Origin of the sequence: Nonomuraea purpurea, assembly GCF_042650645.1 — a bacterium.
Classification (GTDB): domain Bacteria; phylum Actinomycetota; class Actinomycetes; order Streptosporangiales; family Streptosporangiaceae; genus Nonomuraea; species Nonomuraea purpurea.
Genome location: NZ_JBHSBI010000038.1, coordinates 74152 through 96583, shown reverse-complemented (window position 1 = coordinate 96583; position 22432 = coordinate 74152). Strand labels below are relative to the sequence as shown.

Annotated in this window: 24 protein-coding genes; 18 read left to right on the top strand and 6 right to left on the bottom strand. The window is 70.8% G+C overall.

The genetic code is table 11. The features are described from left to right. The first annotated feature begins 195 nt into the window (after positions 1 to 195). Positions 196 to 801, top strand: coding sequence for a hypothetical protein (locus ACFOY2_RS47365; RefSeq protein WP_379534735.1), 606 nt, complete (start codon positions 196 to 198; stop codon positions 799 to 801). Further along, complete coding sequence (locus ACFOY2_RS47360; RefSeq protein WP_379534734.1) at positions 770 to 1855, top strand: zinc ribbon domain-containing protein; 1086 nt, start codon at positions 770 to 772, stop codon at positions 1853 to 1855. The genes ACFOY2_RS47365 and ACFOY2_RS47360 overlap by 32 nt, the downstream gene beginning before the upstream one ends. Here the strand turns inward: ACFOY2_RS47360 and ACFOY2_RS47355 are convergent. Beyond that, positions 1839 to 4256 carry a helicase-associated domain-containing protein gene (locus tag ACFOY2_RS47355; protein WP_379534733.1) on the bottom strand — a complete coding sequence of 806 codons (2418 nt, stop codon included), beginning with the start codon at positions 4254 to 4256 and terminating at the stop codon, positions 1839 to 1841. The genes ACFOY2_RS47360 and ACFOY2_RS47355 overlap by 17 nt on opposite strands. A gap of 79 nt (positions 4257 to 4335) precedes the next feature. Beyond that, positions 4336 to 4839: an ATP-binding protein gene (locus tag ACFOY2_RS47350; protein ID WP_379534732.1), complete on the bottom strand. Its 504-nt coding sequence runs from the start codon at positions 4837 to 4839 to the stop codon at positions 4336 to 4338. Positions 4840 to 5159: 320 nt separating this feature from the next. Between ACFOY2_RS47350 and ACFOY2_RS47345 the strand changes: the two genes are divergently transcribed. From ACFOY2_RS47345 to ACFOY2_RS47320, 6 genes are all read left to right on the top strand, one after another. Beyond that, positions 5160 to 5981, top strand: coding sequence for a helix-turn-helix domain-containing protein (locus ACFOY2_RS47345; protein ID WP_357806590.1), 822 nt, complete (start codon positions 5160 to 5162; stop codon positions 5979 to 5981). Continuing rightward, complete coding sequence (locus tag ACFOY2_RS47340) at positions 5982 to 6218, top strand: DUF397 domain-containing protein (protein WP_357805527.1); 237 nt, start codon at positions 5982 to 5984, stop codon at positions 6216 to 6218. Between the two features lie 87 nt (positions 6219 to 6305). Further along, positions 6306 to 6563 (top strand): hypothetical protein, encoded by a 258-nt coding sequence (locus tag ACFOY2_RS47335; protein WP_127931727.1) that lies wholly within the window; start codon positions 6306 to 6308, stop codon positions 6561 to 6563. Between the two features lie 43 nt (positions 6564 to 6606). Next, the gene (locus tag ACFOY2_RS47330; RefSeq protein WP_379534731.1) at positions 6607 to 7365 is read left to right on the top strand and encodes a hypothetical protein; all 759 of its coding nucleotides are present in this window, start codon (positions 6607 to 6609) and stop codon (positions 7363 to 7365) included. 20 nt (positions 7366 to 7385) lie between these two features. Further along, entirely contained in the window at positions 7386 to 8267 is an 882-nt protein-coding gene (locus tag ACFOY2_RS47325) for a maleylpyruvate isomerase family mycothiol-dependent enzyme (protein WP_379534730.1), read from the top strand. Next, positions 8267 to 8575, top strand: a complete 309-nt coding sequence (locus ACFOY2_RS47320; protein WP_379534729.1) for a sigma factor — start codon at positions 8267 to 8269, stop codon at positions 8573 to 8575. The genes ACFOY2_RS47325 and ACFOY2_RS47320 overlap by 1 nt, the downstream gene beginning before the upstream one ends. Here the strand turns inward: ACFOY2_RS47320 and ACFOY2_RS47315 are convergent. Beyond that, entirely contained in the window at positions 8568 to 9152 is a 585-nt protein-coding gene (locus tag ACFOY2_RS47315; RefSeq protein ID WP_379534728.1) for a histidine phosphatase family protein, read from the bottom strand. The two genes, ACFOY2_RS47320 and ACFOY2_RS47315, sit on opposite strands and share 8 nt — an antisense overlap. Positions 9153 to 9167: 15 nt before the next feature. Continuing rightward, positions 9168 to 10076: a TIGR03621 family F420-dependent LLM class oxidoreductase gene (locus tag ACFOY2_RS47310; protein ID WP_379534727.1), complete on the bottom strand. Its 909-nt coding sequence runs from the start codon at positions 10074 to 10076 to the stop codon at positions 9168 to 9170. Positions 10077 to 10168: 92 nt separating this feature from the next. On the opposite strand from ACFOY2_RS47310, the gene ACFOY2_RS47305 reads away from it, so the two are divergent. Genes ACFOY2_RS47305 through ACFOY2_RS47290 form a run of 4 tightly spaced genes read left to right on the top strand, consistent with a single transcriptional unit; the run spans position 10169 to position 13867 of the window. Further along, positions 10169 to 10936 carry a phytanoyl-CoA dioxygenase family protein gene (locus ACFOY2_RS47305; RefSeq protein ID WP_379534726.1) on the top strand — a complete coding sequence of 256 codons (768 nt, stop codon included), beginning with the start codon at positions 10169 to 10171 and terminating at the stop codon, positions 10934 to 10936. Then, positions 10921 to 11877 (top strand): phosphotriesterase family protein, encoded by a 957-nt coding sequence (locus tag ACFOY2_RS47300; protein WP_379534725.1) that lies wholly within the window; start codon positions 10921 to 10923, stop codon positions 11875 to 11877. Before ACFOY2_RS47305 ends, ACFOY2_RS47300 begins: the two co-directional genes overlap by 16 nt. After that, a complete protein-coding gene (locus tag ACFOY2_RS47295; protein ID WP_379534724.1) occupies positions 11874 to 13067 on the top strand; it encodes a cytochrome P450 in 1194 nt (397 codons plus the stop codon). Before ACFOY2_RS47300 ends, ACFOY2_RS47295 begins: the two co-directional genes overlap by 4 nt. After that, complete coding sequence (locus ACFOY2_RS47290) at positions 13064 to 13867, top strand: SDR family NAD(P)-dependent oxidoreductase (protein WP_379534723.1); 804 nt, start codon at positions 13064 to 13066, stop codon at positions 13865 to 13867. Before ACFOY2_RS47295 ends, ACFOY2_RS47290 begins: the two co-directional genes overlap by 4 nt. A gap of 49 nt (positions 13868 to 13916) precedes the next feature. Here ACFOY2_RS47290 and ACFOY2_RS47285 read toward each other — a convergent pair whose 3' ends face one another. Then, the gene (locus ACFOY2_RS47285; RefSeq protein WP_379534722.1) at positions 13917 to 15440 is read right to left on the bottom strand and encodes an alpha/beta fold hydrolase; all 1524 of its coding nucleotides are present in this window, start codon (positions 15438 to 15440) and stop codon (positions 13917 to 13919) included. A gap of 228 nt (positions 15441 to 15668) precedes the next feature. On the opposite strand from ACFOY2_RS47285, the gene ACFOY2_RS47280 reads away from it, so the two are divergent. From ACFOY2_RS47280 to ACFOY2_RS47255, 6 genes are all read left to right on the top strand, one after another. Beyond that, positions 15669 to 16526, top strand: coding sequence for a Gfo/Idh/MocA family protein (locus ACFOY2_RS47280; RefSeq protein WP_379534721.1), 858 nt, complete (start codon positions 15669 to 15671; stop codon positions 16524 to 16526). Positions 16527 to 16727: 201 nt separating this feature from the next. Then, positions 16728 to 17687: an ABC transporter substrate-binding protein gene (locus ACFOY2_RS47275; protein WP_379534720.1), complete on the top strand. Its 960-nt coding sequence runs from the start codon at positions 16728 to 16730 to the stop codon at positions 17685 to 17687. Between the two features lie 3 nt (positions 17688 to 17690). Then, positions 17691 to 18725 carry a FecCD family ABC transporter permease gene (locus ACFOY2_RS47270; protein ID WP_379534719.1) on the top strand — a complete coding sequence of 345 codons (1035 nt, stop codon included), beginning with the start codon at positions 17691 to 17693 and terminating at the stop codon, positions 18723 to 18725. After that, positions 18722 to 19495 (top strand): ABC transporter ATP-binding protein, encoded by a 774-nt coding sequence (locus ACFOY2_RS47265; RefSeq protein WP_379534718.1) that lies wholly within the window; start codon positions 18722 to 18724, stop codon positions 19493 to 19495. Before ACFOY2_RS47270 ends, ACFOY2_RS47265 begins: the two co-directional genes overlap by 4 nt. After that, entirely contained in the window at positions 19492 to 20130 is a 639-nt protein-coding gene (locus ACFOY2_RS47260; protein ID WP_379534717.1) for an adenosylcobinamide amidohydrolase, read from the top strand. Before ACFOY2_RS47265 ends, ACFOY2_RS47260 begins: the two co-directional genes overlap by 4 nt. Positions 20131 to 20193: 63 nt before the next feature. After that, a complete protein-coding gene (locus tag ACFOY2_RS47255; RefSeq protein ID WP_379534716.1) occupies positions 20194 to 20769 on the top strand; it encodes a Uma2 family endonuclease in 576 nt (191 codons plus the stop codon). Here ACFOY2_RS47255 and ACFOY2_RS47250 read toward each other — a convergent pair. Then, positions 20727 to 22427: a hydantoinase B/oxoprolinase family protein gene (locus ACFOY2_RS47250; RefSeq protein WP_379534715.1), complete on the bottom strand. Its 1701-nt coding sequence runs from the start codon at positions 22425 to 22427 to the stop codon at positions 20727 to 20729. The two genes, ACFOY2_RS47255 and ACFOY2_RS47250, sit on opposite strands and share 43 nt — an antisense overlap. Positions 22428 to 22432: the final 5 nt, after the last annotated feature.

Here is a 22432-nt window from a genome sequence, read left to right as displayed (position 1 = left end):
CTTGGTAGTGTTGTGATTACATATCGTGGAGGTTTGGGCAGGATGCAGGCTGAGTTGCAGGCTGGGCGGTGCGTACGTCGATGCCGCCGCCTGACCGGGGGCGGTGCGTGAGCAAACTCACGGCGACCGCTCCCTGCATCGCTCACGCCGCCACGGTGGAGGTAACGGGCGAGGTCGTCCGGCAGCCGCCGCCTGGTGGAGGCGATTGTGGCGACCTGGTCGCGGAATGCGGGTGCGCGCACCGACGCCGAGTGGGACGCGCTACGCGCAGTGCTGCCAGACCGGGTGACCTCGGCGGAAGTCCGCAACCGGACCCGGCAGATCCGCGTGTATCTCAACGAGCACGGCACGCTCCCTGCCGATCTGACCGAACTGGAGGAGCCCCCCGCCTGCGCGGCACAAATCGTGCTGGCGGCGGCTGACAGGCAACTGATCACGCTGGAGCGCGCTGGGGGCCGGAGCGCTCGGTTGCGGGTGCGGCTTCCCCTGACCGAGTTTCCCGCCTCCCGTGCGGACTGGGCCTGGCACATGCTGCCGATAATGTTGCCGCCGACCGTCCCGGCAGAGGCGACGCTGTGCACGCCCACCTTGCGGGTGGCAGAGGGCCGGGTGCACGTGGATCTGCCGTTCCGGACCCCGATCGGGTTTGCACCCGCCACCGGTCACGTGGTCGCGTGTGGCTTCGACTGGGGCCTCAACACGCTGCTGACCGGCGCGGCAGGGCAGCTGGCCGACGGTCGGGTGATCTCCGACGGGCGACCGCTGGTATATGATGCTGCACCGGCTACGGGCGGGGCGTGAACACCTGGCTGCCAAGCACGAGCATCTGGAACGGCTGCTGGCGGGTATCACCGCCGCCGACTCCCGCTACGCCGCGTTGAGTGCGGCCTGCCTGCGCGTCAGCGTCGAACACGAGCGCGTGTGTGCCCGCATCCGCCGTCTGAACAGGGCGCTGGCCTGGTCGGCGGCCCGGTGGGCGGTCGATCAGGCCGTCGCCGTCGGGGCGACGGTCATTTACCTGGAAGACCTGGCCACCCTGGAAACACGCGGACGCCGGTCGAGGGTGAACGCGCGCCTGTCAGGGCAGGTGCGCGGAAAGATCGTCGAGGCGGTCCGGCACCTGGCCGCCAAGCACGCCATCGCCGTGGTCACCGTCCCCGCACGCGGCACCTCCCGATATTGCCCTCGCTGCGGAGAAGGCACCTCGCCGCTCAAGCACTGCCCGGCGCCCGACCGGCTCGCCGAACGGGGCTGGAAGTGGGCGTACTGCCCGGCCTGCGGCCTGTCCTGCGATCGGGACTGGGCCGCGGCCGAGCGGATCGTCGCACGTGGTCTGCTGGCCCAGCACGCCACCCGCACTAACCGGGCCACCGGAGCCCGCACCATCTCCAAGGTCGTGGAGGGGAACGTGGCCCGCGCCCGCTGGACGCGTACGCCTGCCCGGGTGACCCGGCGCGCCCGCCGCACCCGAATCGACCTGCATCCCCGCCCGGCAGCGCGGGACAGATCCAAGAACCGTCCCACCCCGAAACGACCGAAACGCACCCGCAGCAACGCGATGAACACGTCGATGACCTCCAGCCGTGTGCCCGACCGGCGCACGGTGCCCGCCCTGCCGCCCACTGGCGGTGGACAGCGTCCGGCGGGCCATGCACCCAAGCCGGGACGGCCCGAGCCGCACCGGACAGGGCATGTCAGGAATTCGCACCACCGGACCGGCTTCCACCACGCCAAAGCCACCCCCGTGCTCAGCCTCGCCAAGCCCGGGGCAGCCCAAAGCAGGCCACGCCCGTCCGAGCTTCCTGATTCATACAGGGAACTACAGCGAATTCAAGACGCTAGAACCCTCCCCTGACCTCCACGATCTCGGCGAGGGGGAACTCCAGGTAGTCGCCCGCCTCCTCGCACCAGGCGTCCAGCGCGCCGCCCTTGAGCTCGCCGTGGCTGATCGTGGCGGTCAGCCCGTCGGTCAGGGTGATGCCCGCCCGTACGCCGCGGTCGACCACGAACCCCAGCAGCGACTGCTGGGCCGTCGGCAGCCTGGTCGCCATCCTGCCGATGACGGCCCAGGTGCGGCCGTTCTTCTCCGCGTCGGGGCGGTCGGTGGCGAGCAGGCGGCGGGCGTGCTCGTACGGGTCGGGCGTGGGCTCGCCCACCATGTAGGGGGGCGCCTCCAGTTCGTCGAGGTAGTCGGCCACCTCCGCCACCTGGCCGCCCGGCAGCAGGACCAGCTTGCCGTGGTGCGGCTCCTCGGCCCTGACCCGGTGGATGATGGTGATCTCGCCGCTGTCGGAGACCGGCACGGGGGAGTAGCCGTTCTCGCGCAGCAGCGCCAGCGTGCGTTCGGAGTCGGCTGCGCTCACCAGCACCGTGGGCGCCAGCAGCCGCAGTCCCAGCCGGATCAGCCGCCGGTGCGCGGCGATCTCGGCGAGCAGCGCCGCATCGCCGGCCTGGATGACGCAGCCGACCGTGGAGACCGTGACCTCGCCGTGCCTGCGGGCGGTGTCGCGGACGAGGTACTCCAGCGGCTGCGGGATCGTGCCGACCCCGGCCAGCTCGTCGAGCAGGTCGTCGGGCTCGTAGCCGTGGTCGAGCGCGCGGCGCACGCTCTCGGTCGTGAATCGCCACACCGAGGCCGCGCCGCGCGACTCGCGCTCGGCGACGTGGTCGAGCAGCGCCGCCAGCTCGGCCGAGGGCGGCCCGGTCACGACGGCGGTCAGGTCGGGCCCGAACAGTGCGCTCCTGCGCACGCTGGCCAGCGCCCGCGTGGCCGCCTCGGCCAGCACGGGATCGTGCTCGACCAGGGGCACGGCGTCGTCGTTCTCGTTGCCGGCCTTGGCCGTCAGCCCCGCCAGGGCCCTGCCGAGGTCGGTGAGCGCGTTGTTGGCCAGCAGGCCCAGCAGTGTGGCCTCGTCGAGCACCGCGGGCGCGCAGCTCAGCAGCAGTTCCCCGTCGATCAGCGGGGCGTGCCAGTGGACGTTGGCCAGCAGGCTGTCGCGGTCGGCGAAGGCCGTGCCGTCCGGGAGGTAGGTCAGGACCGACAGCACGGCCCTGCGGATCTGGGCGACCGCGCTGCCCGACGGGTCGTCGCCGAGCACGGTGGCGTACTTGCCGTCGATCTTGCGTAGCGAGGAGCGCTCCATGCGCCACCACGCCGACAGCAGCACCCGCAGCCGGGCCGAGCCCTCGTCGAGCCGCCACCGGTCGAAGCGCTCGGTGGGGATCATGCCGCCCGTCTGCTCGTCCCAGGCCAGCAGCCGGGCCACCGTGCAGACCTCTAGCAGCAGGCGGGTCTCGTCCTCGTCGCAGCCGGTCTCCTTGGCCACCCTGCGGACCTCGCGTACGCCCACGCCGCCGGTCTTGAGCAGCGGTAGCGGCGTCTTGGAGGTGTTGTCGAGCAGGGCCGCGCAGCGCTCGACCACGTGTGGCGCGGCCAGCGTCATCAGGTGGTCGACCTCCTCGGGGTCGACCGGGATCGTGGCCACCTCGGGGGCCGCGGGGCGGAAGGGCGGGTGGTAGGAGGGGCCGCGCCGGCCGAGCGCCACCTCGCGGGGGATCTCGGCGACGTGCCAGTTGGGCCGGAAGAGCAGGCCGTGGTCGGCGCACCACTTCTCCGGTGTGCCGGGGGTGACGAACCTGCCGCCGTCGACGTCGAGGACGGGGCCGTCCCAGGCGAAGCGGTCGAGCAACGCCCGTGTGCCCTCGGGGGCGTTGCCGAGCAGTGACTCGACGCGTCCGGCGTCGGAGAGCACCTCGATGACGCGGGAGATCGTGCGGCGCTTGTGGCCTCCGGCGGGCAGGCCGAGGCCGCGGGCCAGGGCGCGCAGCGCGTCGTTGCTGATCGTCCAGGTGTTGAGATGGTGGTCGATCGGCTCGCCCAGGCCGAGCGGCGCGGCCCACCAGCGGGCGACGCCCTCGGCGAGATGGAGCAGACCGTCGTCGCCCGGCCAGGCCAGCGCGTGGTCGTACAGGTGCTCCAGCCAGGGGGCCACGTGCTCGGGCGGCAGGTCGAGGAAGTCGGCCAGCCCGGTGGCGGTGGGGCGGTTCATGGCCAGGGCCGCCTCGGCGAGTTGCAGGCACGGCAGCGGCAGCCGGCGCAGGGTCTCCATCACGGCGAATCCGTTGCCGAGCCGCTGCGCCAGAGTGTCGAGCCGGCGCGGCCAGGGCGCGGCGATGGCGTCAGGCCGGTTGGCCAGGATGCGGCCGAGCCTGTCTTCTTCAAGTGTTCGCAGCCAGCCGAGCAGGTGATCTTCCATCTGTCAGCACTCTCGTGGGGTCGCGACGCGGGACTCACCGTGAGCCATGACCATCCACGGTAATGCAGATCACCCCCGGTCAGGAGAGGACTGCCCAGACGATCTTTCCGTGTGGTGCCAGGGCGGACCAGCCCCAGCGGTGGCTGAGGGATTCGACGATGTGGAGGCCGAGCCCGCCGGTGTCGAGGGGGCCAGGGTAGCGCAGGACGGGGACGGAGGAGCCTGGATCGGTGAAGGCGCTGGTCACGAGGGGGCCGTGGCGGACGAGGGACATGTGGACCGGACGCTGGCAGAGGGGCTCTTCGAGGCGCATGCCGTGGCGCAGCGCGTTGGTCGCCAGCTCGGAGACGACCAGCTCCATGTTCTCTATCAGTTCGGCGAGCCCCCAGCCTGTCAGCGCGCCTGCCGTGAAGCTGCGGGCGGAGTGGATCGAGGACGGGGCGGGCGGGAGCACGAACGTGGCGCTCGCGGTCGGGCCTGGGACCAGGAGATCGCGGGCCGCCTCCGGCCACCAGCCGAGGGGAGGCCACCAGTCGAACGTGGTCCACTGGCCGTGGGCCGTGGTGGATTGCACATTGATCATTCTGAAGCAAACTCTCGTGCAGGTGCAAGAGCGAATGCACGTGCAGACTGTCCGTGCACGCGCTACGGTTGCCGTCAAATGGTCAATATGGGGGAAAGGGGATCTTGTCCGCGGCCCATGATCTTTCGGCCGTGAAGTGACAGACTGTATGTGTATACCCCGCTACATGCGGTGGGCCGCTCAACGCGGCCTGCCGTAGGTGCATACTCCGCTACCTGCGGTGGTCAGCTGGACGCGACCCACCGCGTGTCAAGGAAACGACCAAGGAGCAGCACGTGTCCATTGATCCGCCCGGTTCCGGTTCGACCGTACGGCGCATCATGCTGGGGGCGAGCCTCAGGCGCCTCCGCGAGGCCAGCGGGCTCGACCGGGCCCAGGCCGGATTCCATATCCGGGCGTCCGAATCCAAGATCAGCCGTATGGAGCTCGGGCGCGTCGGGTTCAAAACACGTGACGTGGAAGATCTGCTCACCCTGTACGGCGTCGTCGACGATGCCGAGCGCCGTGCCCTGCTGGAGATGGTTCGCGAGGCCAACACCCCGGGGTGGTGGCACAAGTACTCGGCCGAGCTCCCTTCGTGGTTCACCACGTACGTGGGCTTAGAGGAGGCCTCCAGCGTGATCCGCACCTATGAGGTGCAGTTCGTGCCCGGCCTGCTGCAGACGGCCTCGTACGCGCGATCGGTGTTCCAGCTCGGCAACCCCGACGCGAGTCCCGAGAAGATAGAACGGCGCGTGCATATGCGCATGCAGCGCCAGGAGCGCTTCACCCAGAAAGACGGACCCCGCCTGTGGGCCGTCATCGACGAGGCGGCGCTCAAGAGGACCATCGGCGGGCGGGAGGTCATGTCCGAGCAGCTCCAGCATCTGCTGGAAGTCGCTGCCCTTCCCAACATCACCATCCAGGTGATGCCCTTCAGGTTCGGCAAGCACGCCGCTGAAGGGGGCGCGTTCAGCATCTTGCGGTTTCCCGAGTCCGACTTGTCGGACGTTGTCTATGTCGAGCAGCTCTGGGGTGCCCTGTACCTCGACAAACGTGAGGACATCGACCCGTATCTCACGGCTATGGAGCAACTGTGCGTGGAGAGCACCACGCCAGGGGGCACCGTCGAGCTCATCGGCGGTCTTCTCAGAAAGATGTAGATGAACCAGACCTACAACGGCATGCCCGCGGCGGACCTGACCCAGGTCGCGTGGCGCAAGAGCCGCTACAGCAACTCGCAGGGCAACTGCGTGGAGCTCGCGCAGCTTCCTGACGGCGGGATCGCCGTCCGCAACTCGCGTTTCCCGGACGGCCCTGCCCTCATCTATACCCGCGACGAGATCCGGGCGCTGGTGCTCGGGGTGAAGGATGGAGAGTTCGACGGCCTCCTCGTGTAACAGCGTGTTAACCTCCGGCGCGTCCGCTTAACGGGGGCGCGCCGGAGGCGTAACCGCCCGGCCTCGTCCGGCCGAGAGGATCAGGTCATGCTCGACCAGATGACCCTGTATCCGATCGCCGACGACGTGCTGTTCGCGCCGGGCGGCAAGGTCGTGATCCGCACGTATGGCGTGGCGCCCGCCACCACGGGGGCCTCCGTCTCCTACCGGACCTGGGTGACCGGCATCCGGGACCAGCCGCGCTATTGGCACTGGGGCCATTTCGAGGACGCCACCTCCGGGCACCGCCGAGTGCTCGAGTGGCTCACCGGACGGGGGCCGCAGCCTTCCCAAGCGCCGGCCTGATCGCTATCCTCAAGCCGAGCAACCGCTTGGTAGAGGAGGCGTGGTGCGGCGCGCGATCCACCTGCTCGAAGAGGTCGACTTCAGGCCCATGAACTCCAAGCGTCCGCTGGAGTACCTCACCTGGCTGACCCGCTACAAACGCGAGGACGAGACCCGCACCGCGCCCTCGCTCACCTCGGGCATGTCGATCAGGTCGCGCGAGATCGACCTCGTCGGCGCCTTCTACGCGGTGGGCATCACCGGCCACCCCCAGTTCAAGGCCGTCACGCTGTGGGACTGCCACGGCGGCTGGGACGGCGGCTGGCGCCAGATGATGGAGATCTACCAGGGCGTGGACGAGCGCCTGTTCCTGTCCGACATCGACGACCTGCGCTTCTCGGCCTTCTCCAGGCCGCTCGGCGCCGCGCCCGGCTGCCCGCCGCTCGCCGGGGCGCCCGCCGCCGAGCTCTACCTCTTCGAGAGCGCCCGCGTACGCCCGGGAGCCGCCCTCGACTACCTGGAGGCGGCGCGCACCGAGCGGGCGCCCCTGCTGGCCGAGCACGGACACACCCTGGTCGGCCTGTACGAGGTGCTGTTCTGCGACACCGAGGCCGTCACCGTCTGGGCCGTCTCGCTCGACGACCACCTGGCCACCCAGCGCGCCCGCGACGCCGCCCTCGGCCTCGACGACGAGGTGAGCCCCGATTCCCGGCTTCTCGACTGGAGTAAGCGGGCTCGTGACTACCTTGACGGCCCCTGGCGTGAGACGCTTCTGGCACCGTTCCCCGGTTGCCGCCTGGCTCTCGGGAGCCAGCCGGGTTAGCGTCGGCTGCGGAGGTGGCCATGACGGACCCGTACCTCTACAACGGGCAGAGCCCCGACGAGCACGTCGCCTCGTGCCCCGACTGCGGCGCGGCCATCGCGCTCCTCGACCGGCCCGGCACGGCCGCCGAGCCCTCGCCCGCCCTGCGCGAGGCCGTCCTGTCGATGGCGCGCCGCCGCCGCGACCCCGCCGTGACGGGCGTGGCCTCCGTGACCGTTCCCTACGCCGAGCAGGTCGCGCTCATGGACGGCCTGCTCCGCGAGCTGAGCGAGCCGCAGTGGGACGCCCCGATCGCCAAACACGGCACGATCAAGGGCCTGGTGGCCCACCTGGCGGCCAACGACGCGACCGTGGCCCACTTCATGGGCGTGCCCGGCATGGGCGCGGCGCCGGTGCACCGGCGCTGGCGTGAGCAGGCCGGCGCTCTCCTGGAGCGGGTCTCCGCCGGCAGCGAGGTGCTGCTGGGCGTCGAGGTGGCGCTGGCGGGGGCGCGGCCCGCCCGAGCGCCGCTGCGTCAGGCCCTGATCCAGCGCACGTTCGAGACCTGGACGCACGCCGACGACATCCGCGCCGCCACCGACCGCGACAGGGCCGCCCCGCGCGACGAGCACGTGCACATGATCGCGGAGTTCGGGCTGGCGCTGCTGCCACGGGCCATGAAGGGGCCGCGCCGCGACGTCTCGGTCACCATGGTGCTCACCGGCCCCGGCGGGGGCACCTGGACGATCCCGCTCTCGCCCGCCTCCGAGCGCGTCGCCGTGCTCATCTCGGCCCAGGCGGTGGACTTCTGCCGGCTGCTGGCCAACCGACGGCCGCCCGACAGCTTCCCCTACGCCGCCGAAGGCGACCCCGCCCTCGCCCGCGACGTCATCCACACCGCCGCCACCCTGGGCTGCGACTGATGACGCGGCGGCGTTGGGCGACCGACCACGCCGAACGGAGTGAGGCCATGAGCAGGGAGCTGTGTGCGCGGGTGGCGGCTGGTGACATCGATGCGCTGGGGGACGTCTACGACGAGCATGGCTCGTATGTGTACGGGGTTGCGGTCAAGGTCACCGGCAGTCAGGCGTACGCCGAGGAGATCACCCAGAATGTGTTCGTCTCCCTCTGGGAGCAGCCTCTGGCCTACGACCCGGGCCTCGGCTCGTTGCGCGGCTGGCTGGTGAGCCTGGCCCTGCACGAGTCGGCGCTGCGCTCCAAGGTCAGTTGACCAGCGGGGCGTTCCAGGCCAGCAGCACCGGCTCGGCGTGCTCGAAGCCGAGCCGGGAGTAGGTGCCCGTGTCCAGTTTCAGCAGCCGGCCCGCCTGCGGCTCCAGGTTCACCCAGCGGGCGGCCAGCACGCGCAGGAAGTGGCCGTGCGCCACCACGGCCACCCGCCCCTCGACGGCCTTGGCCCGCTCGATCACGCGGTCGGCCCTGGCGCCGACCTCCTCCACGCTCTCGCCGGGGTGCTCGGCGTCGCCCGGGATCACGCCGTCACGCCACAGGAACCACCCGGGCCGCGTGCGGCGGATGTCCGGCGTGGTGATGCCCTCGTAGCCGCCGTAGTCCCACTCCCACAGGTCGGGATCGACCTCGCAGCCGGTCAGGCCGGCCAGCTCCGCGGTGCGGAGGGCACGCTGGGCGGGGGAGACCAGCACCAGGTCGAACGGCTCCTTGGTGAGCGGCGTCAGCGCCCTGGCCTGGTCTTCGCCGTGCTCCGTCAAAGGCAGGTCGGTACGGCCGGTGTGGCGGCCCGCCTTGCTCCACTCGGTCTCACCATGGCGAAGCAGCAGCATCTCGTTCATGGGGTCAATCATGCTTCAGGCGGCCAGTTCCTCCACGACGGGGGTGAAGGCGGGAAGGTCACGCTCGTGATGCACCACAAAGTACGAAATATCGTGCTCATCTCGCCAATAGCGGAGCTTGTCGGCTATGTCGTGACGCGTTCCGAGCAGGACCTGCGGCGTCTCCTCCAGCGACGAACTGTCGGCCGCGCTCCACGACTCCTCCGCCTTCCGCTCGCCCACCTGCATCACGCTCGTCCCCAGCTCCAGCCGGTCGTAGCGGCCCGCGGCGGCCGTGCGCACGGTCGCCAGCTTGGTCAGGAACGCCTCCAGCCCGCCGTCACGCGCGTCCGGCCCGCCGCCGTCGCCCCGCACCCGCATCCCGATGTTCACCACGTCGGCCTGCTCGGCGGCCAGCCGCAGCACCCTCGGCCCGCCCCCGCCCAGCGCCAGCGGCGGATGCGGCCTGGTCAGGGGCTTGGGCCGCTGGTCGAGCGCGTCGATCGTGTAGTGCTCGCCGGCGAAGCTGAACGCCCCCTCACCCCACAGCCCCTTGAGCACGGCCACGGCCTCCCGCAGCCGCGCCACCCGCACCCCCGGCGGGTCCAACGCCATCCCGGCCCCCGCGTAGTCGCCCGCCATCCAGCCGGTCCCGATCCCGACCTCCAGCCGCCCCTCCGACAGCAGGTCGAGCGTGGCGCACTCTTTGGCCAGCACGGCAGGGTGCCGGAAGTCGTTGGCGAAGACCAGCGTGCCCACGCGCAGCCTGGCGGTGACGCACGCGGCCGCCGTCAGCGCCGCGATGGGCGCGAACCTGGGCCCGACCAGGTGATCGGGCACCAGCAGCACGTCGAACCCGGCCCCCTCCAGCCGCCTGGCCTTCTCGGCCCACGCCTTGCCGCTCCCGGCCTCGCGCACCACCGCTCCGAACCTGAACCGCCGCACGTTTCCCCTCCGTCTGATTCGAGCAAGCGCTTGGCATCAAGCGTAGTACGAGGGCTTACCAAGCGCTTGCTTTAGGTGCGAGACTGTGGGGCATGGAGATCCCGGTACGCCAGGTGACGGACGACGAGGTCGCCTTCTTCGAGGAGTACGGCTGGGTACGCCTCGGCCGGCTGGTCGACCCCGGCGCCGCGCGGGCGCTGCGCGAACGGGCCGGCGGATACCTGGCCGATCGGGCCAAGGACAAGCGCACCCTGGTCGACCAGGCGTTCGGGCAGTCGAGGGACGTCGCCTCCTGCGACGAGATGTTCGGCGCGCTGACCATGAGCCCTGCGATGGGCCGCAACGCCGTCCGGCTGCTGCACGGGGTGCGGGCCGTGCGCGTGCAGGTCACCAACCTCCTGGTCAAGGAGGCGGGCGAGCACGGCGCCACCGAGTTCCACCAGGACTTCCCTTGGATGCCGATGGACCGCTCGGCCATGCTGACCGTCTGGCTGGCCCTGGTCGACGTGCCCGCCGACATGGGCTCGCTGCGCTTCTACGACGGCTCCCACCGCCAGGGACTGCTCGGCAGGAGCTTCACGCGGCCGGGCGACGACCAGCTCAGCCAGCACCCCTGGCTCAAGGCCCTGGAGGTGTCGCCGCCGCTCGACCTGGAGGCCGGGGACGCGACCGTGCACCACGCGCTGACCGTGCACGGCGCCCCCGCCAACCGCCACGACCGCCCGCGCCTGTCGTTCACCGTCACCTACTTCGACGCCGACGCCCTCTACACCGGTCTGCCCTACAAGCAGACCGACGGGCTCGGGCTCCGGGTGAACCGGCCGTTCGAACACGAGAGGTTCCCGTGCCTGAAACCGTGAGGGGCCCGGTCGCCGACCTCGGGGCGACGCTCATGCACGAGCACGTCTTCGGGCTGAGCCCGGAGATCCTGTGGAGCTGGCCGGACATCCCGGAGGGATGGGAGGAGGAGACGCGCGTCAGGGAGGCGGCGGGCAAGCTCGACGCGCTGAAGGCGGAAGGCGTCGACACGATCGTGGACCTGACGGTGGCCGGCCTCGGCCGCCACGTCCCCGCCGTGCGGCGGGTGGCCGAGCTGACCAGCGTGAACATCGTGGCCGCCACGGGGCTCTACACCTACGACGCGCTGCCCCCGTACTTCGCCAACCGGGGGCCAGGGTCGCTGTTCGGCGGGCCCGACCGGCTGGCCGAGTTCTTCGTGCGCGACATCCGCGAGGGCATCGGGCGGACCGGGGTCAAGGCGGCCATGCTCAAGTGCGCCTCCGACCACCTGGGGATGACCAAGGGGTGCGAGCGGGTGTTCCGGGCGGTCGCCGCGGCCCACCTGGAGACCGGGACGCCGATCACGACCCACTCGCACAGCGCCTCCAAGGGCGGGCTGGAGCAGCAGAGGCTGCTGGCCGCGCTGGGGGTGGACCTGAGCCGGGTGGTGATCGGGCACGCCGGGGACTCGACCGACCTGGCCTACCTGGAGGAACTTATCGCGAACGGGTCTTACCTGGGCATGGACCGCTTCGGGATCGAGACGATCAGCTCGTTCGAGGACCGCGTGGCGGTGGTTGCGGCGACGTGCGAACGCGGGCACGCCGCCACGATGGTGCTCGGGCACGACTCGTACTGCTTCAACGACCGTTTCGACGCCGACGTCGTGCGGCGGCGCCACCCGAACTACCACCTCCTGCACATCTCCTGCGACGTCCTGCCCGAGCTCAGGAAGCGGGGCGTCACCGACGGCCAGATCCACCAGATGCTCGTCGACAACCCGCGGAGGATCTTCGCATGATCGAGGACTTCGACGTCAGCTCGGACTGGCACGTCGCCGCCCCCTACGACTTCCTGCGCGGGCTCAGGCGCGACCGGCCGGTGTTCCGCAGCGAGCACCTCGGCGCGTACGTGCTGACCCGCTACGCCGACGTGCGGGCCGCGTACGGCGATCCCCGCCGCTTCTCCTCGAAGGGCTCGCTGACGATCTCCCGCAGCCTGACCGCGCGGACGAGGGAGAAGCTGGGCGAGCACGGCTCGTTCCTGTCCAGTTTCGTGGCCAACGTCGACCCGCCCGATCACACCCGCCTGCGCCGGTCGGTGTCCAGGGCGTTCACGCCGAGGGCGGTCGCGGCCATGGAGGGCACGTTCCGGCGGCTCAACGAGGACCTGCTCGACCGCCTGGTCGCGCGCGGCGAGGCCGACTTCGTGAGCGAGATCGGTCACGAGCCGTCGATCAAGCTGACCGCCCGTTTCATCGGGGTGCCCGAGTCGGACGAGGCGTTCGTGCAGGCGCACGTCAAAGACTGGTTCCAGCTCTTCCTGTCGCCGCAGCCGCCCGAGCGCCAACTCGAACTGGCCGACAGTTTCCTGACTTATCTGGATTACGTGGACCGTCTGGTGGCCACCCGGGCCAAGGACCCGAAGGACGACTTCGCCTCGCTGATGACCTCGCTCATCGGCGAGGAGCTGAGCCATCGGGAGGTGGTCGAACTGATCTCCACGATCCTGCTCGGCGGCAACGACACCGTCCCCAACCAGCTCGGCAACACCGTCCTGCGCCTGCTCAGGGAGGACGCCTGGCCGGTGCGGCCGGAGCTGGTCGCGAACGCGGCCGAGGAGTGCATGCGCATCGACGGCGCGTCGCTGGGGTCGTTCCGATACGCCATTACTGATATTTCGCTACATGGTGTGGAAATTCCGAAAGGCTCGCTCGTGCTGCTCTCCACCGACTCCGCCGCCCACGACGAATCCGTCTTCCCCGACCCCGAGCGCTTCCTGATCGAGCGGCCGAACGCCGCCGAGCACATGGTGTTCGGCTACGGCATCCACTTCTGCGTCGGGGCCGCGCTCGGCCGCCTGCAACTGCGTACCGCGCTCGACGTGCTCGGCCGCCGCCTGCCGAACCTGCGGCTCGTCCCCGGCCGGCCCATCGCCTACCGCAGGTCCCTCGTCGGCCGCGGCCTGACGTCCCTGCCGGTGCAGTGGTGAGCACCCGCTTCGACGGCCGCGTCGCGCTGGTGACGGGCGCCGGATCCGGCATCGGCGCCGCCTGCGCCGCCCGCCTGGCCGCCGAAGGCGCCTTCGTGGGCGTGCTCGACCTGCGCGCGGCCGCCGCCAAGGCCGCCGCCGCCGCCATCCGCGCCCGAGGCGGCACCGCCATCGCGCTGACCTGCGACGTCTCCGACGAAAAGCAGGTCGAGGAGGCGGTGGCGACGCTGGTGGCCTCGTTCGGCCGGGTGGACGTGCTGCACTCCAACGCCGCCGCCCTCGACGCCGACGTCTACGGCCGCGATCGCGAACTCGACGCCCTCGACCCCGCCGTCTGGGACCGCACCATGGAGGTCAACCTGCGCGGGGCGATGCTCGCGGTCAAGCACACCGTCCCCGCCATGCGCGACGGCGGCGCCATCGTGCTCACGTCCTCGGTGTCGGCGCTGGTCGGCGACACCGTCCACGCCGCGTACGGCGCCTCCAAAGCGGCCCTGATCGGCTTCACCCGCTACGTGGCCACGATGTACGGCTCGCGGGGCGTCCGCTGCAACGCCGTCGCCCCCGCGCTCGTCCTGACCCCGGCGGCCAGGCGGGCGCTGTCGCCCGCCCAGCTCGCCGACAAGGCCGCCGAACGCCTGCTGCCGTGGCCGTGCACGGTGGAGGACGTGGCCTCCCTGGTGTCCTTCCTGGCCTCCGACGAGGCGCGCTGCATCACCGGCCAGACCGTCGTCATCGACTCCGGCACCCTGGCCCACCGGCCGCAGCACGCCGTCCAGCAGTGGCGCGAGAACCAGTGACGCTCGGTGGGCGGGCGACAGGAGGGAACACCCGCCCACCGGCGTCGGCTCAGTGCAGCGGCCGGCCGGTCGCCGACACGGGACGGCGGTCGTCGGTCGCCTTGGTCGTGGCGGGGGGCTGGGCCGGGTATTCGGCGGCGCAGCGGGTGCCGGGTGGCGGGAGCTTCAGGCTGGTGAGGTAGGTCTCGATATGGGTGCGGGCGCAGGTGCTGTTGCGGTACTGACCGTGGCCGACGCCGTCGTGTTCGAGGATGCGGGAGTTCGGGATCTGGGCGGCGGCGGCGTAGTTCCACGCTGCCGGGGTGCCGACGTCGTAGCGGCCCTTGGAGACCAGGGTCGGGACGAGGGTCGCGGTGATGTCGAGGCGGCGCTGGGGGTTGGTGACCTTGCCCTGCCAGTTGAGGCAGGTCATCACGTCGGACCAGAACGGGGAGAGCTTGGTGTGCGGGTACTGGGCTTCCAGGCGCTTGCGGTACTGGTCGAGCTCGGCGAAGCCGCTGACGTTCCACTTCCAGTCCGAGCACCAGATGGCCGGGTAGGCGTAGTTGACCGTCTCGGCCTTCGTCGTGGCCGTGGCGCCGAGCTTGGCGGCCTGGCCGCCGGCCAGGGCCTTGAGCTGGGCGGCGAGGTCGAACCAGGAGCCCGCGGGGTCGTACATGGACTCGAACAGCAGCACGCGCAACTGCTCGGCGGTGATCGGGTCGCCGGTCTCCGGGTCCTTCAGCGAGCCCTCGGTGGCCTGCTTGTGCAGCTTGTCCCACACCGCGGTCACGTTGTCGCCGTTGAGCGCGCAGGCCGAGGTCTGGCCGCACCACCGCGCGAACGCCTTGAAGGAACCCTCGAGGTCTTCCGTGGTGGTCTGCAGGTAGCGGTAGGCGGAGGTGATGCTGTGGTCCATGTTGGAGTCGATCGCCATCGCCCGCAGGTTCTGGGGGAACAGTTCGGCGTACTGCTGGCCGACCTGCGTGCCGTAGGAGAGGGCGAAGAAGCTGATCTGCTTCTCGCCGAGCGCGGCGCGGACGGTGTCGACGTCGCGGGCGGCGTTGGTGGTGTCGACGTGGTCGAACAGGGGGCCGGTCTGCCGGCGGCAGTCGGTGGAGAGCTTGGCGTTGTAGGCGAGCCAGGACTGGTACTCGGCCTGGGTGGCGGGGAAGGCGGTCGGAGCCTGCTCGACGACGTCGAGGCTGCACTTGATGGGGGTGCTGCGGCCGACGCCCCGGGGGTCGAGACTGACGAAGTCGAAGTTCTGGCGCAGGGCGCTCTCGGCGGGGATGGCGTTGCGCAGGATGAACGGGTTGATGCCGGAAGCGCCGGGGCCACCGGGGTGGATGATCAGGACGCCGGCGCGCTTGGCGGGGTTGAGCGCTTCGATGCGGCCGATGGCCAGGTCGAAGGTGGGCCCGTCGGGGTCGGAGTAGTCGATGGGGACCTTCAGGGTGGCGCATTCACCCCCGTAATCGCCGCAGGCCGTCCAGTCGATGGGGGCTGCGGCCTGCGGTTTCTGCTCGACCGTGGCCGAGGCGGTGGTGGCGCCGGCGGTGGTGGCGGCGAGCGCTAAACCGGCCAAAAGCACACTAACTATGCTTTTCCGCATTAAATCTCCGCGTGGGTAACTGCGGCCCTTACTCGGATTAAGGGCCTTGGTGGGCGTAATGCTATTAATCCGGTCTGCCTGAAATGCGGAAATAGGCGGGATTTCTTGAGAATTAAGGATCCTCGGTTAAGAGGGGTGTCCACGAGTTAAGGTGATCACCGAGGCAGATGTCCTCTATGGTGGCTTTAGGCATACTTGGGAGGTTTCATGGAGCCGGTGGCGGTCGGACTCATCGGAGCGGGACCGTGGGCCGAGAGAGCGCACGCGCCGATGCTTTCCAAGGGGCCGCACACGCGGCTGGCCGGGGTGTGGGCCCGCAGGCCCGAGGCGGCCGCACGGCTCGGGGCGCCGGTGTTCGAGCGGATCGAGGAGCTCTTCGACGCCTGCGAGGCCGTGGCGTTCTGCGTGCCGCCCGCCGTCCAGGCCGAGCTGGCCGTCCGCGCCGCCCGCGCGGGCAAGGCGCTGCTGCTGGAGAAGCCCCTCGCCGACTCGCTGGAGGGCGCCCAGCGGGTGGCCGACGCCGTGGCGGAGACCGGCGTGACCTCCCAGATGGCGCTCAGCATGCGCTACACCGCCGCGAGCCGCGCGTTCCTGGCCCGCTGCGCCGAGATCGAGCCGATCGGCGGCCACGCCGCCGCCATCTCGGGAGCGCTGCTCGACGGCCACCACTTCGCCACCCCGTGGCGGCTGAAACGCGGGGCGCTGCTCGACGTCGGGCCGCACGTCATCGACCTGCTGGACGCCGCACTCGGCCCGGTGACGGGCGTGCGCGCGCACGGCGACCCGCTCGGCTGGACCGGGCTGCTGCTCGAACACGAGGGCGGCGCGGTCAGCGAGGCGTCCCTGTGCATGGTCGCGGGCGGCGAACGGCCGCCGTCGATCTTCGCCGCGTACGGCCGCTCGGGCAGCGCCGTGCTCGGCCCCTTCGAGGACGACCCCAAGGCCAACCTCGTCGAAGAGTTCGCCAGGACCGTGCGCCAAGGCGGCGGCCACCCCCTCGACGCCGCCCACGGGCTCCGCCTGCAGCGGATCATCGCCCAGGCGGAGGCGCAGCTCACCCCTTGACGCGGTCGGCTTCCGGGGGATTGATAACGTACGTCCGACGCGCAGTGCGCAGCGAAGTCCGGTGTGAGTCCGGCGCTGTCCCGCAACTGTCATAGCCAGGTCGCCTGTCTCTGCGCCGACGCACATCAACCCTCGTGGAAAAGGGTGATCCGTCGCTATCTACGCGGGTCTCTCGGTTCCGACAGTGTGAAAGGACTACTCGTGAGGCCCGTACGCACGGCCTTCGCGGGCGCGCTGCTGGGAACGCTCCTCCTGGCCGGTTGCGGCCAGGGCGGAGCCCCCACGGCAGCCACCGCCTCCTCCGCCCCCGCATCCTCCGCTCCCGCCTCCGCCTCCGCCGACTTCCCCGTCACCATCGAGGCCGGCAACGGCAAGGTCACCCTCGACAAGAAGCCGGAGCGAATCGTCTCGCTGTCGGCCACCCACACCGAGACGCTCTTCGCCATCGGCGCGGGCCCGCAGGTCGTCGCGGTCGACGACCAGTCGAACTACCCGCCCGAGGCGCCCAAGGGCGACCTGTCCGGCTTCAAGCCGAACGTCGAGGCCATCATCGCCAAGAAGCCCGACCTGGTCGTCATCTCCAACGACCTCGACAAGATCGTCGCCGAGCTGGGCAAGGTGAACGTCCCCGTCCTCCTCCAGCCCGCCGCCACCAAGCTCGACGAGGCCTACGAGGAGATCACCGAGCTCGGCGCCGCCACCGGCAACAAGGCCAAGGCCGAGGAGGTCGTCACCGGGATGAGGACGGCCATCGACAAGCTGGCCGCGCAGGCGCCCAAGGACCGCAAGCTCACCTACTACCACGAGCTCGACCAGACGCCGTACGCGGCCACGTCGCAGACGTTCATCGGCCAGATCTACGGCCTGTTCGGCCTGACCAACATCGCCGACAAGGCCCCCGACGCGGCGGGCGGCTACCCCAAGCTGTCAGCCGAGTTCGTGGCCCAGGCCGACCCCGACCTCATCTTCCTGGCCGACGTCAAGTGCTGCCAGCAGAGCAAGGACACCCTGGCCAAGCGGCCGGGCTGGAAGGACCTGTCGGCCATCGGCAAGGACCAGGTGATCCAGCTCGACGACGACCTCGCCTCCCGGTGGGGGCCGCGCGTGGTGGAGCTCGCCGAGGCCATCGGCGCCGCGGTGGCCAAGGCCGGCGCGAGCTGAGACATGCGCACGCAGGCCGGCCCGTCCAGGGCCAGACCCCTGTGGGTGGCGGGCGCCCTGGGCGTGCTGGCCGTGACGATGATCGCGGGGCTGCTCGACGGTGCCGCCGACATCTCACCCTGGCAGGTGGTGCTCCAGGCGGCCGACTGGCTGCCGTTCGTGCACGTGGACTCGGGCCTGGCGCCCGTCGAGCAGGGGCTGCTGTACGAACTGCGGCTGCCCAGAGTGCTGCTCGCCGCCGTCGTCGGCGGGCTGCTGGCCATGGCAGGGGCCGCCTACCAGGGTGTGTTCCGCAACCCGCTCGCCGACCCCTACCTGCTGGGGGCCGCCGCGGGCGCGGGGCTTGCGACGACCGTGGCCATCGTGCTGCTGCCGTCCGTGGCGGGCAGCATCCCCGTCGCGGCCTTCCTCGGTGCCGTGGGCGGCGTGTTCCTGGCCTACACGCTGGGCAACACGGCCGGGCGCGCGGGCGGCACCGCCACGCTGGTGCTGGCCGGGGTGGCGGTCACCTCGTTCCTGACCGCGATCCAGACGTTCGTCCAGCAGTTCAAGGTCGAGGAGCTGCAGCGCGTCTACTCGTGGATCCTCGGCGACGTCGGCGGCGGATGGGAGCAGATCTGGCTGGTGCTGCCGTACGCCGCCGTCTCCGCCACCGTGCTCCTGCTGCACGGGCGGATGCTCGACGTGCTGTCCGTGGGCGATGAGGAGGCCACCAGCCTGGGGCTGCGGGCCGCGCGCGTGCGCTTCGTCGTGCTGCTGGCCGCCTCGCTCGCCACCGCGGCGGCCGTGGCGGTGAGCGGGCTGATCGGGTTCGTGGGCATCGTCGTCCCGCACGTGGTCAGGCGGCTGGCGGGCGGCTCGTACCGGATCGTCCTGCCGCTGTCGCTGATCGGCGGCGGGGCGTTCCTGGTGCTGGCCGACCTGCTCGCGCGCACCGTGATCGCGCCCGCCGAACTGCCGATCGGGGTGGTGACCATGTTCGTCGGGGCGCCGTTCTTCGTGGGCGTCCTGCGCATGACCCGGCGGGCGGTCGCATGATCCGCGCTACCGGCCTGTCCGTACGGCTCGGCGAACGCGAGGTCGTCACCGAGGTGGACCTGACGGTGCGCCCGGGGGAGTGGCTGGCGATCATCGGGCCCAACGGGGCGGGCAAGTCCACCCTGCTCAAAGCCGTCATGGGGCTGGTCGCGCACCGGGGCGAGGTCACGCTCGACTCCCGCCCCTCGGCCGGGATGAAGCCGCGCGAACGGGCCAGGCTGCTCGCCTACGCCCCGCAGAGCCCGTCGCTGCCGCCCGAGATGACCGTCTTCGACTACGCGCTGCTGGGACGGACCCCGTACATCCCGTATCTGGGACGCGAAAGCGGGCACGACCGGGACGTCACCGCGTCCGTGCTCGACCGGCTCGACCTGACCGCCCTGGCGGGGCGGCACGTCGGCGAGCTGTCGGGCGGGGAACGGCAGCGCGTGGTGCTGGCCAGGGCGCTGGCCCAGCAGGCGCCCGTGCTGCTGCTCGACGAGCCCACGACCGCCCTCGACCTCGGGCACCAGCAGCAGGTGCTGGAGCTGGTGGACCGGCTGCGGCGGGCCGACGGGCTGACCGTCGTCACCACCCTGCACGACCTGACCGTCGCCGGCCTGTACGCCGACGCGCTGCTGCTGCTGGCAGAGGGCCGCGCGGCCGCCTCGGGCAAGCCCGCCCAGGTGCTGACCGAGTCATTGGTGGGACGGCACTTCGAGGCGCATGTGAAGATCGAGCCAGGGCCGGACGGCCGGCCTGTCGTGCATCTGGTCAGGGGGGCGCGGTGAAGCTGACCTATCGGGTCGAGGACGGGGCCAGGCTCGGGGCGCTGCTGTGGGAGTTCGGGCCCGGCTGGCGGATGATCTCCTCGGCCATGCTCGGCGGCGGCATCGGTCCCCGCTCATGGGTGCTCAACGCCCAGGTCGTGGCCGGGTATTCACGCATGGACCCGGTCGAGCACCTCCTGTCGCTGGGGCCCGACGGCGACGGGGTCGGCATGATGACCGCCGCCTCGGTCGACGGCGTCGTGCGGGCCGAGGACGGCGGCGTCGAGACCTTCGCCACGGTCGGCTTACGCGTCCCCACCTGGGCCGCCGCCCCTGAAGGGACCCAAGACCCGGAGCTGGCGCCGATGCGGGTGGGCACGGTCAACATCGTCACGGTGATCCCCGCGGCCATGACGGACGCCGCCCTCGTCAACACGGTGATGACGGTCACGGAGGCCAAGTCGCAGGCGCTCATCGAGGCCGGCTTCCCCTGCACCGGCACGGCCTCTGACGCGGTCTGCGTGGCCGTGCGCTCGGACGGGCCGCAGGAACTGTTCGGGGGGCCGCGCTCGGAGTGGGGCGCACGGGCGGCGCGCGCCGTCCACGCGGCGGTCCGTTCCGGTGCCGAAGCGTGGCGGCCTCGTGACTTCAAGTGAGGAAAATTGGGCAAGTAGCATGTGGGCGAGGGCAAGATTCCCGATACTGAGTGGGTGACCGCAATGGCGATCGAACCGACCACGAAGCGCACGGTTCTCCCAGGGCCGGCGCCGTACACTGTCGACGACCTGCTCAAGCTCCCGGACGACGGGAACCGTTATGAGCTGTTCAACGGGAGCCTAGTAGTGAGCCCTGCCCCCACTCCCCCGCACCAGGACGCGATCTTCCTCCTGCAGACGATCCTCTATCAAGCGGTGCCTCGGCACCTGAAGGTGCTCTCGACGGTAAATGTCCGTAAAAGCGATCGAGACCTCTACATACCGGACATCGTCGTGCTTCCGCGGGACAGGTTCAAGGAGACGAAGCTGGAGTTCTCGTCCAACGATGTGGCGCTGGCCGTCGAGATCGGCAGCCCCAGCACCAGGGCACGTGACAGGGGGATGAAGACCGAGGCTTATGCCAGCGCGGGCATCCCCAACTACTGGCGTGTCGAGCTCGACGAAGGGCCGACGCTCTACGTCTACGAACTCGACGGTGACTCCTACAAGCCACCCACTGCCTACAAGGCGGGCACCACGGTCACCCTGTCAGCGCCCTATCCTGTCAGCTTCGACCCCGCCGATTTGGTCGAGGACTGAGTGTCGAAGCCGTAATCGTCCTCCGCGCCCCGGGCGGTGATCCGGCCCGCCTCCAGGTCGGCCTCGATCGCCGCCCGATCGCGTTCGGCCGCAGGGCCGAGGCCGCCGCCGCCCGTCGTCTCCACGATGAACGCCTCCCCGGCCGCGAAGCGCACGTTGTTCACCTTGGACGCCAGCCGCTCCACGCGCCCGTCCAGGTGCCGTTTGAAGAACCCGCCCAGCCGTCCGGGCAGGCCGCCGTCGCGGCCCGGTGGCGCCAGGCGGAGGCGGTCGCCGCGGGTGGTGACGTGGCAGTCCGCCAGGAAGCGGTAGACGGTGCGTGAGCCCAGACCGCCCCGGTGCCGGCCAGGCCCGCCGGAGTCGGGGATCGTCTCGATCGATTCGACGATGAGGGGGCAGCGGCTCTCGACCGGCTCGGCCTGTGGCACCGAGTTGCGGCCGATTCCGAAGTGCACGCCCGTCGCGTCCGGCCCGTCGAGGCCCTGGCGTGCCCCGACGCCGCCGAAGTCGTACGAAAGGTGGATCCAGTACGGCGCCCCCACAGCCGCGATCGAGAACGGCTGCAGGATCCCGCTGGCGGCGATCGCCCGTTCGGGCACCGCGTCCGACAGGGCCTGGAAGACGGCCTCCATGGCGGCGTAGATCGGGACGTACCGGCCGCCGCACGGGTAGGGGGAGCGGGCGTTCAGGAGGGAGCCCTCCGGGAGGCGGACCTCGATGGCGCGCAGGCAGCCGTCGTTCATGGGGATCGTGGGGTCCAGGAAGCAGCGGACCGCGAAGACGGCGGCGGCCATGGACTGGGAGGCCGAGGCGTTGACGGCCGCGGGGACCTGCGGGTCGGTGCCGGCGAAGTCGAGCAGGGCTTGGGTGGCGTCGAGGGTGACAGCAACCCGGATGTGGTGTGATTTTTCGGGGTTTATGCCGTCGTCGTCGATCGGGTACGCCGCCTCGAACCGGCCCTCCGGCAGCTCCGCCAGCGCCGTCCTGGTCCTGGCCTCGGTGTAGTCCAGGTAGTCGTCGATGCCCTCGGCCAGGCCGCGCTCCCCGTACTCGGAGATCAGCGCCCGCACGCGGGCGGCGGCCACCGCCGTGCCTGCCACCAGGGCCCGCACGTCCCCCATGACCTTGTCCGGGGTACGGCTGTTGGCCCGCAGGATGGCCTCGATCGCCGGATCGACGCCGTCCTCGGTGGCCAGGCGGACCGGCGGGAGCTGCAGGCCCTCCAGGAAGATGTCCGTGGCCAGCGGGGCCATGCCGCCCGCCGACAGGCCGCCCAGATCGGAGACGTGGATCATGGTGGCGGTGAAGTACGCGGGGGCGTCGCCGACGAACACTGGGCGGTAGACGAGCAGGTCGTTGGTGTGCACGCCGCCCCGGTAGGCGTCGTTGAGCACGTACACCTCGCCGGGGCGCATCGACGACGGCGGGAGGTCCTTGATCAGTTCGGGCAGGGCGACCTTCAGCGCCATGCTGTTCATGAGCGTGGTGGCCATGGAGTGGGCGATCAGGCGGCCCCGGACGTCGAGGATCGCGGCGGAGGCGTCCGAGCCCTCCACGATGAAGGTCGAGTACGCCGAGCGCACCACCACGATGCCGGCCTCCTCGGCGGCCACGACGAGGGCGTTCCTGAGAACCTCCGCGGTCAGCGCGTCCGTCATGAACC

Excerpts from the sequence above, each read along its gene's own strand:
- ACFOY2_RS47360 (WP_379534734.1), top strand. The coding sequence starts at position 770 with ATGATGCTGCACCGGCTACGGGCGGGGCGTGAACACCTGGCTGCCAAG.
- ACFOY2_RS47355 (WP_379534733.1), bottom strand. The coding sequence starts at position 4,256 with ATGGAAGATCACCTGCTCGGCTGGCTGCGAACACTTGAAGAAGACAGG.
- ACFOY2_RS47350 (WP_379534732.1), bottom strand. The coding sequence starts at position 4,839 with ATGATCAATGTGCAATCCACCACGGCCCACGGCCAGTGGACCACGTTC.
- ACFOY2_RS47345 (WP_357806590.1), top strand. The coding sequence starts at position 5,160 with ATGCTGGGGGCGAGCCTCAGGCGCCTCCGCGAGGCCAGCGGGCTCGAC.
- ACFOY2_RS47340 (WP_357805527.1), top strand. The coding sequence starts at position 5,982 with ATGAACCAGACCTACAACGGCATGCCCGCGGCGGACCTGACCCAGGTC.
- ACFOY2_RS47335 (WP_127931727.1), top strand. The coding sequence starts at position 6,306 with ATGCTCGACCAGATGACCCTGTATCCGATCGCCGACGACGTGCTGTTC.
- ACFOY2_RS47325 (WP_379534730.1), top strand. The coding sequence starts at position 7,386 with ATGACGGACCCGTACCTCTACAACGGGCAGAGCCCCGACGAGCACGTC.
- ACFOY2_RS47320 (WP_379534729.1), top strand. The coding sequence starts at position 8,267 with ATGACGCGGCGGCGTTGGGCGACCGACCACGCCGAACGGAGTGAGGCC.
- ACFOY2_RS47315 (WP_379534728.1), bottom strand. The coding sequence starts at position 9,152 with ATGAACGAGATGCTGCTGCTTCGCCATGGTGAGACCGAGTGGAGCAAG.
- ACFOY2_RS47305 (WP_379534726.1), top strand. The coding sequence starts at position 10,169 with ATGGAGATCCCGGTACGCCAGGTGACGGACGACGAGGTCGCCTTCTTC.
- ACFOY2_RS47295 (WP_379534724.1), top strand. The coding sequence starts at position 11,874 with ATGATCGAGGACTTCGACGTCAGCTCGGACTGGCACGTCGCCGCCCCC.
- ACFOY2_RS47280 (WP_379534721.1), top strand. The coding sequence starts at position 15,669 with ATGGAGCCGGTGGCGGTCGGACTCATCGGAGCGGGACCGTGGGCCGAG.
- ACFOY2_RS47270 (WP_379534719.1), top strand. The coding sequence starts at position 17,691 with ATGCGCACGCAGGCCGGCCCGTCCAGGGCCAGACCCCTGTGGGTGGCG.
- ACFOY2_RS47265 (WP_379534718.1), top strand. The coding sequence starts at position 18,722 with ATGATCCGCGCTACCGGCCTGTCCGTACGGCTCGGCGAACGCGAGGTC.
- ACFOY2_RS47255 (WP_379534716.1), top strand. The coding sequence starts at position 20,194 with ATGGCGATCGAACCGACCACGAAGCGCACGGTTCTCCCAGGGCCGGCG.
- ACFOY2_RS47250 (WP_379534715.1), bottom strand. The coding sequence starts at position 22,427 with ATGACGGACGCGCTGACCGCGGAGGTTCTCAGGAACGCCCTCGTCGTG.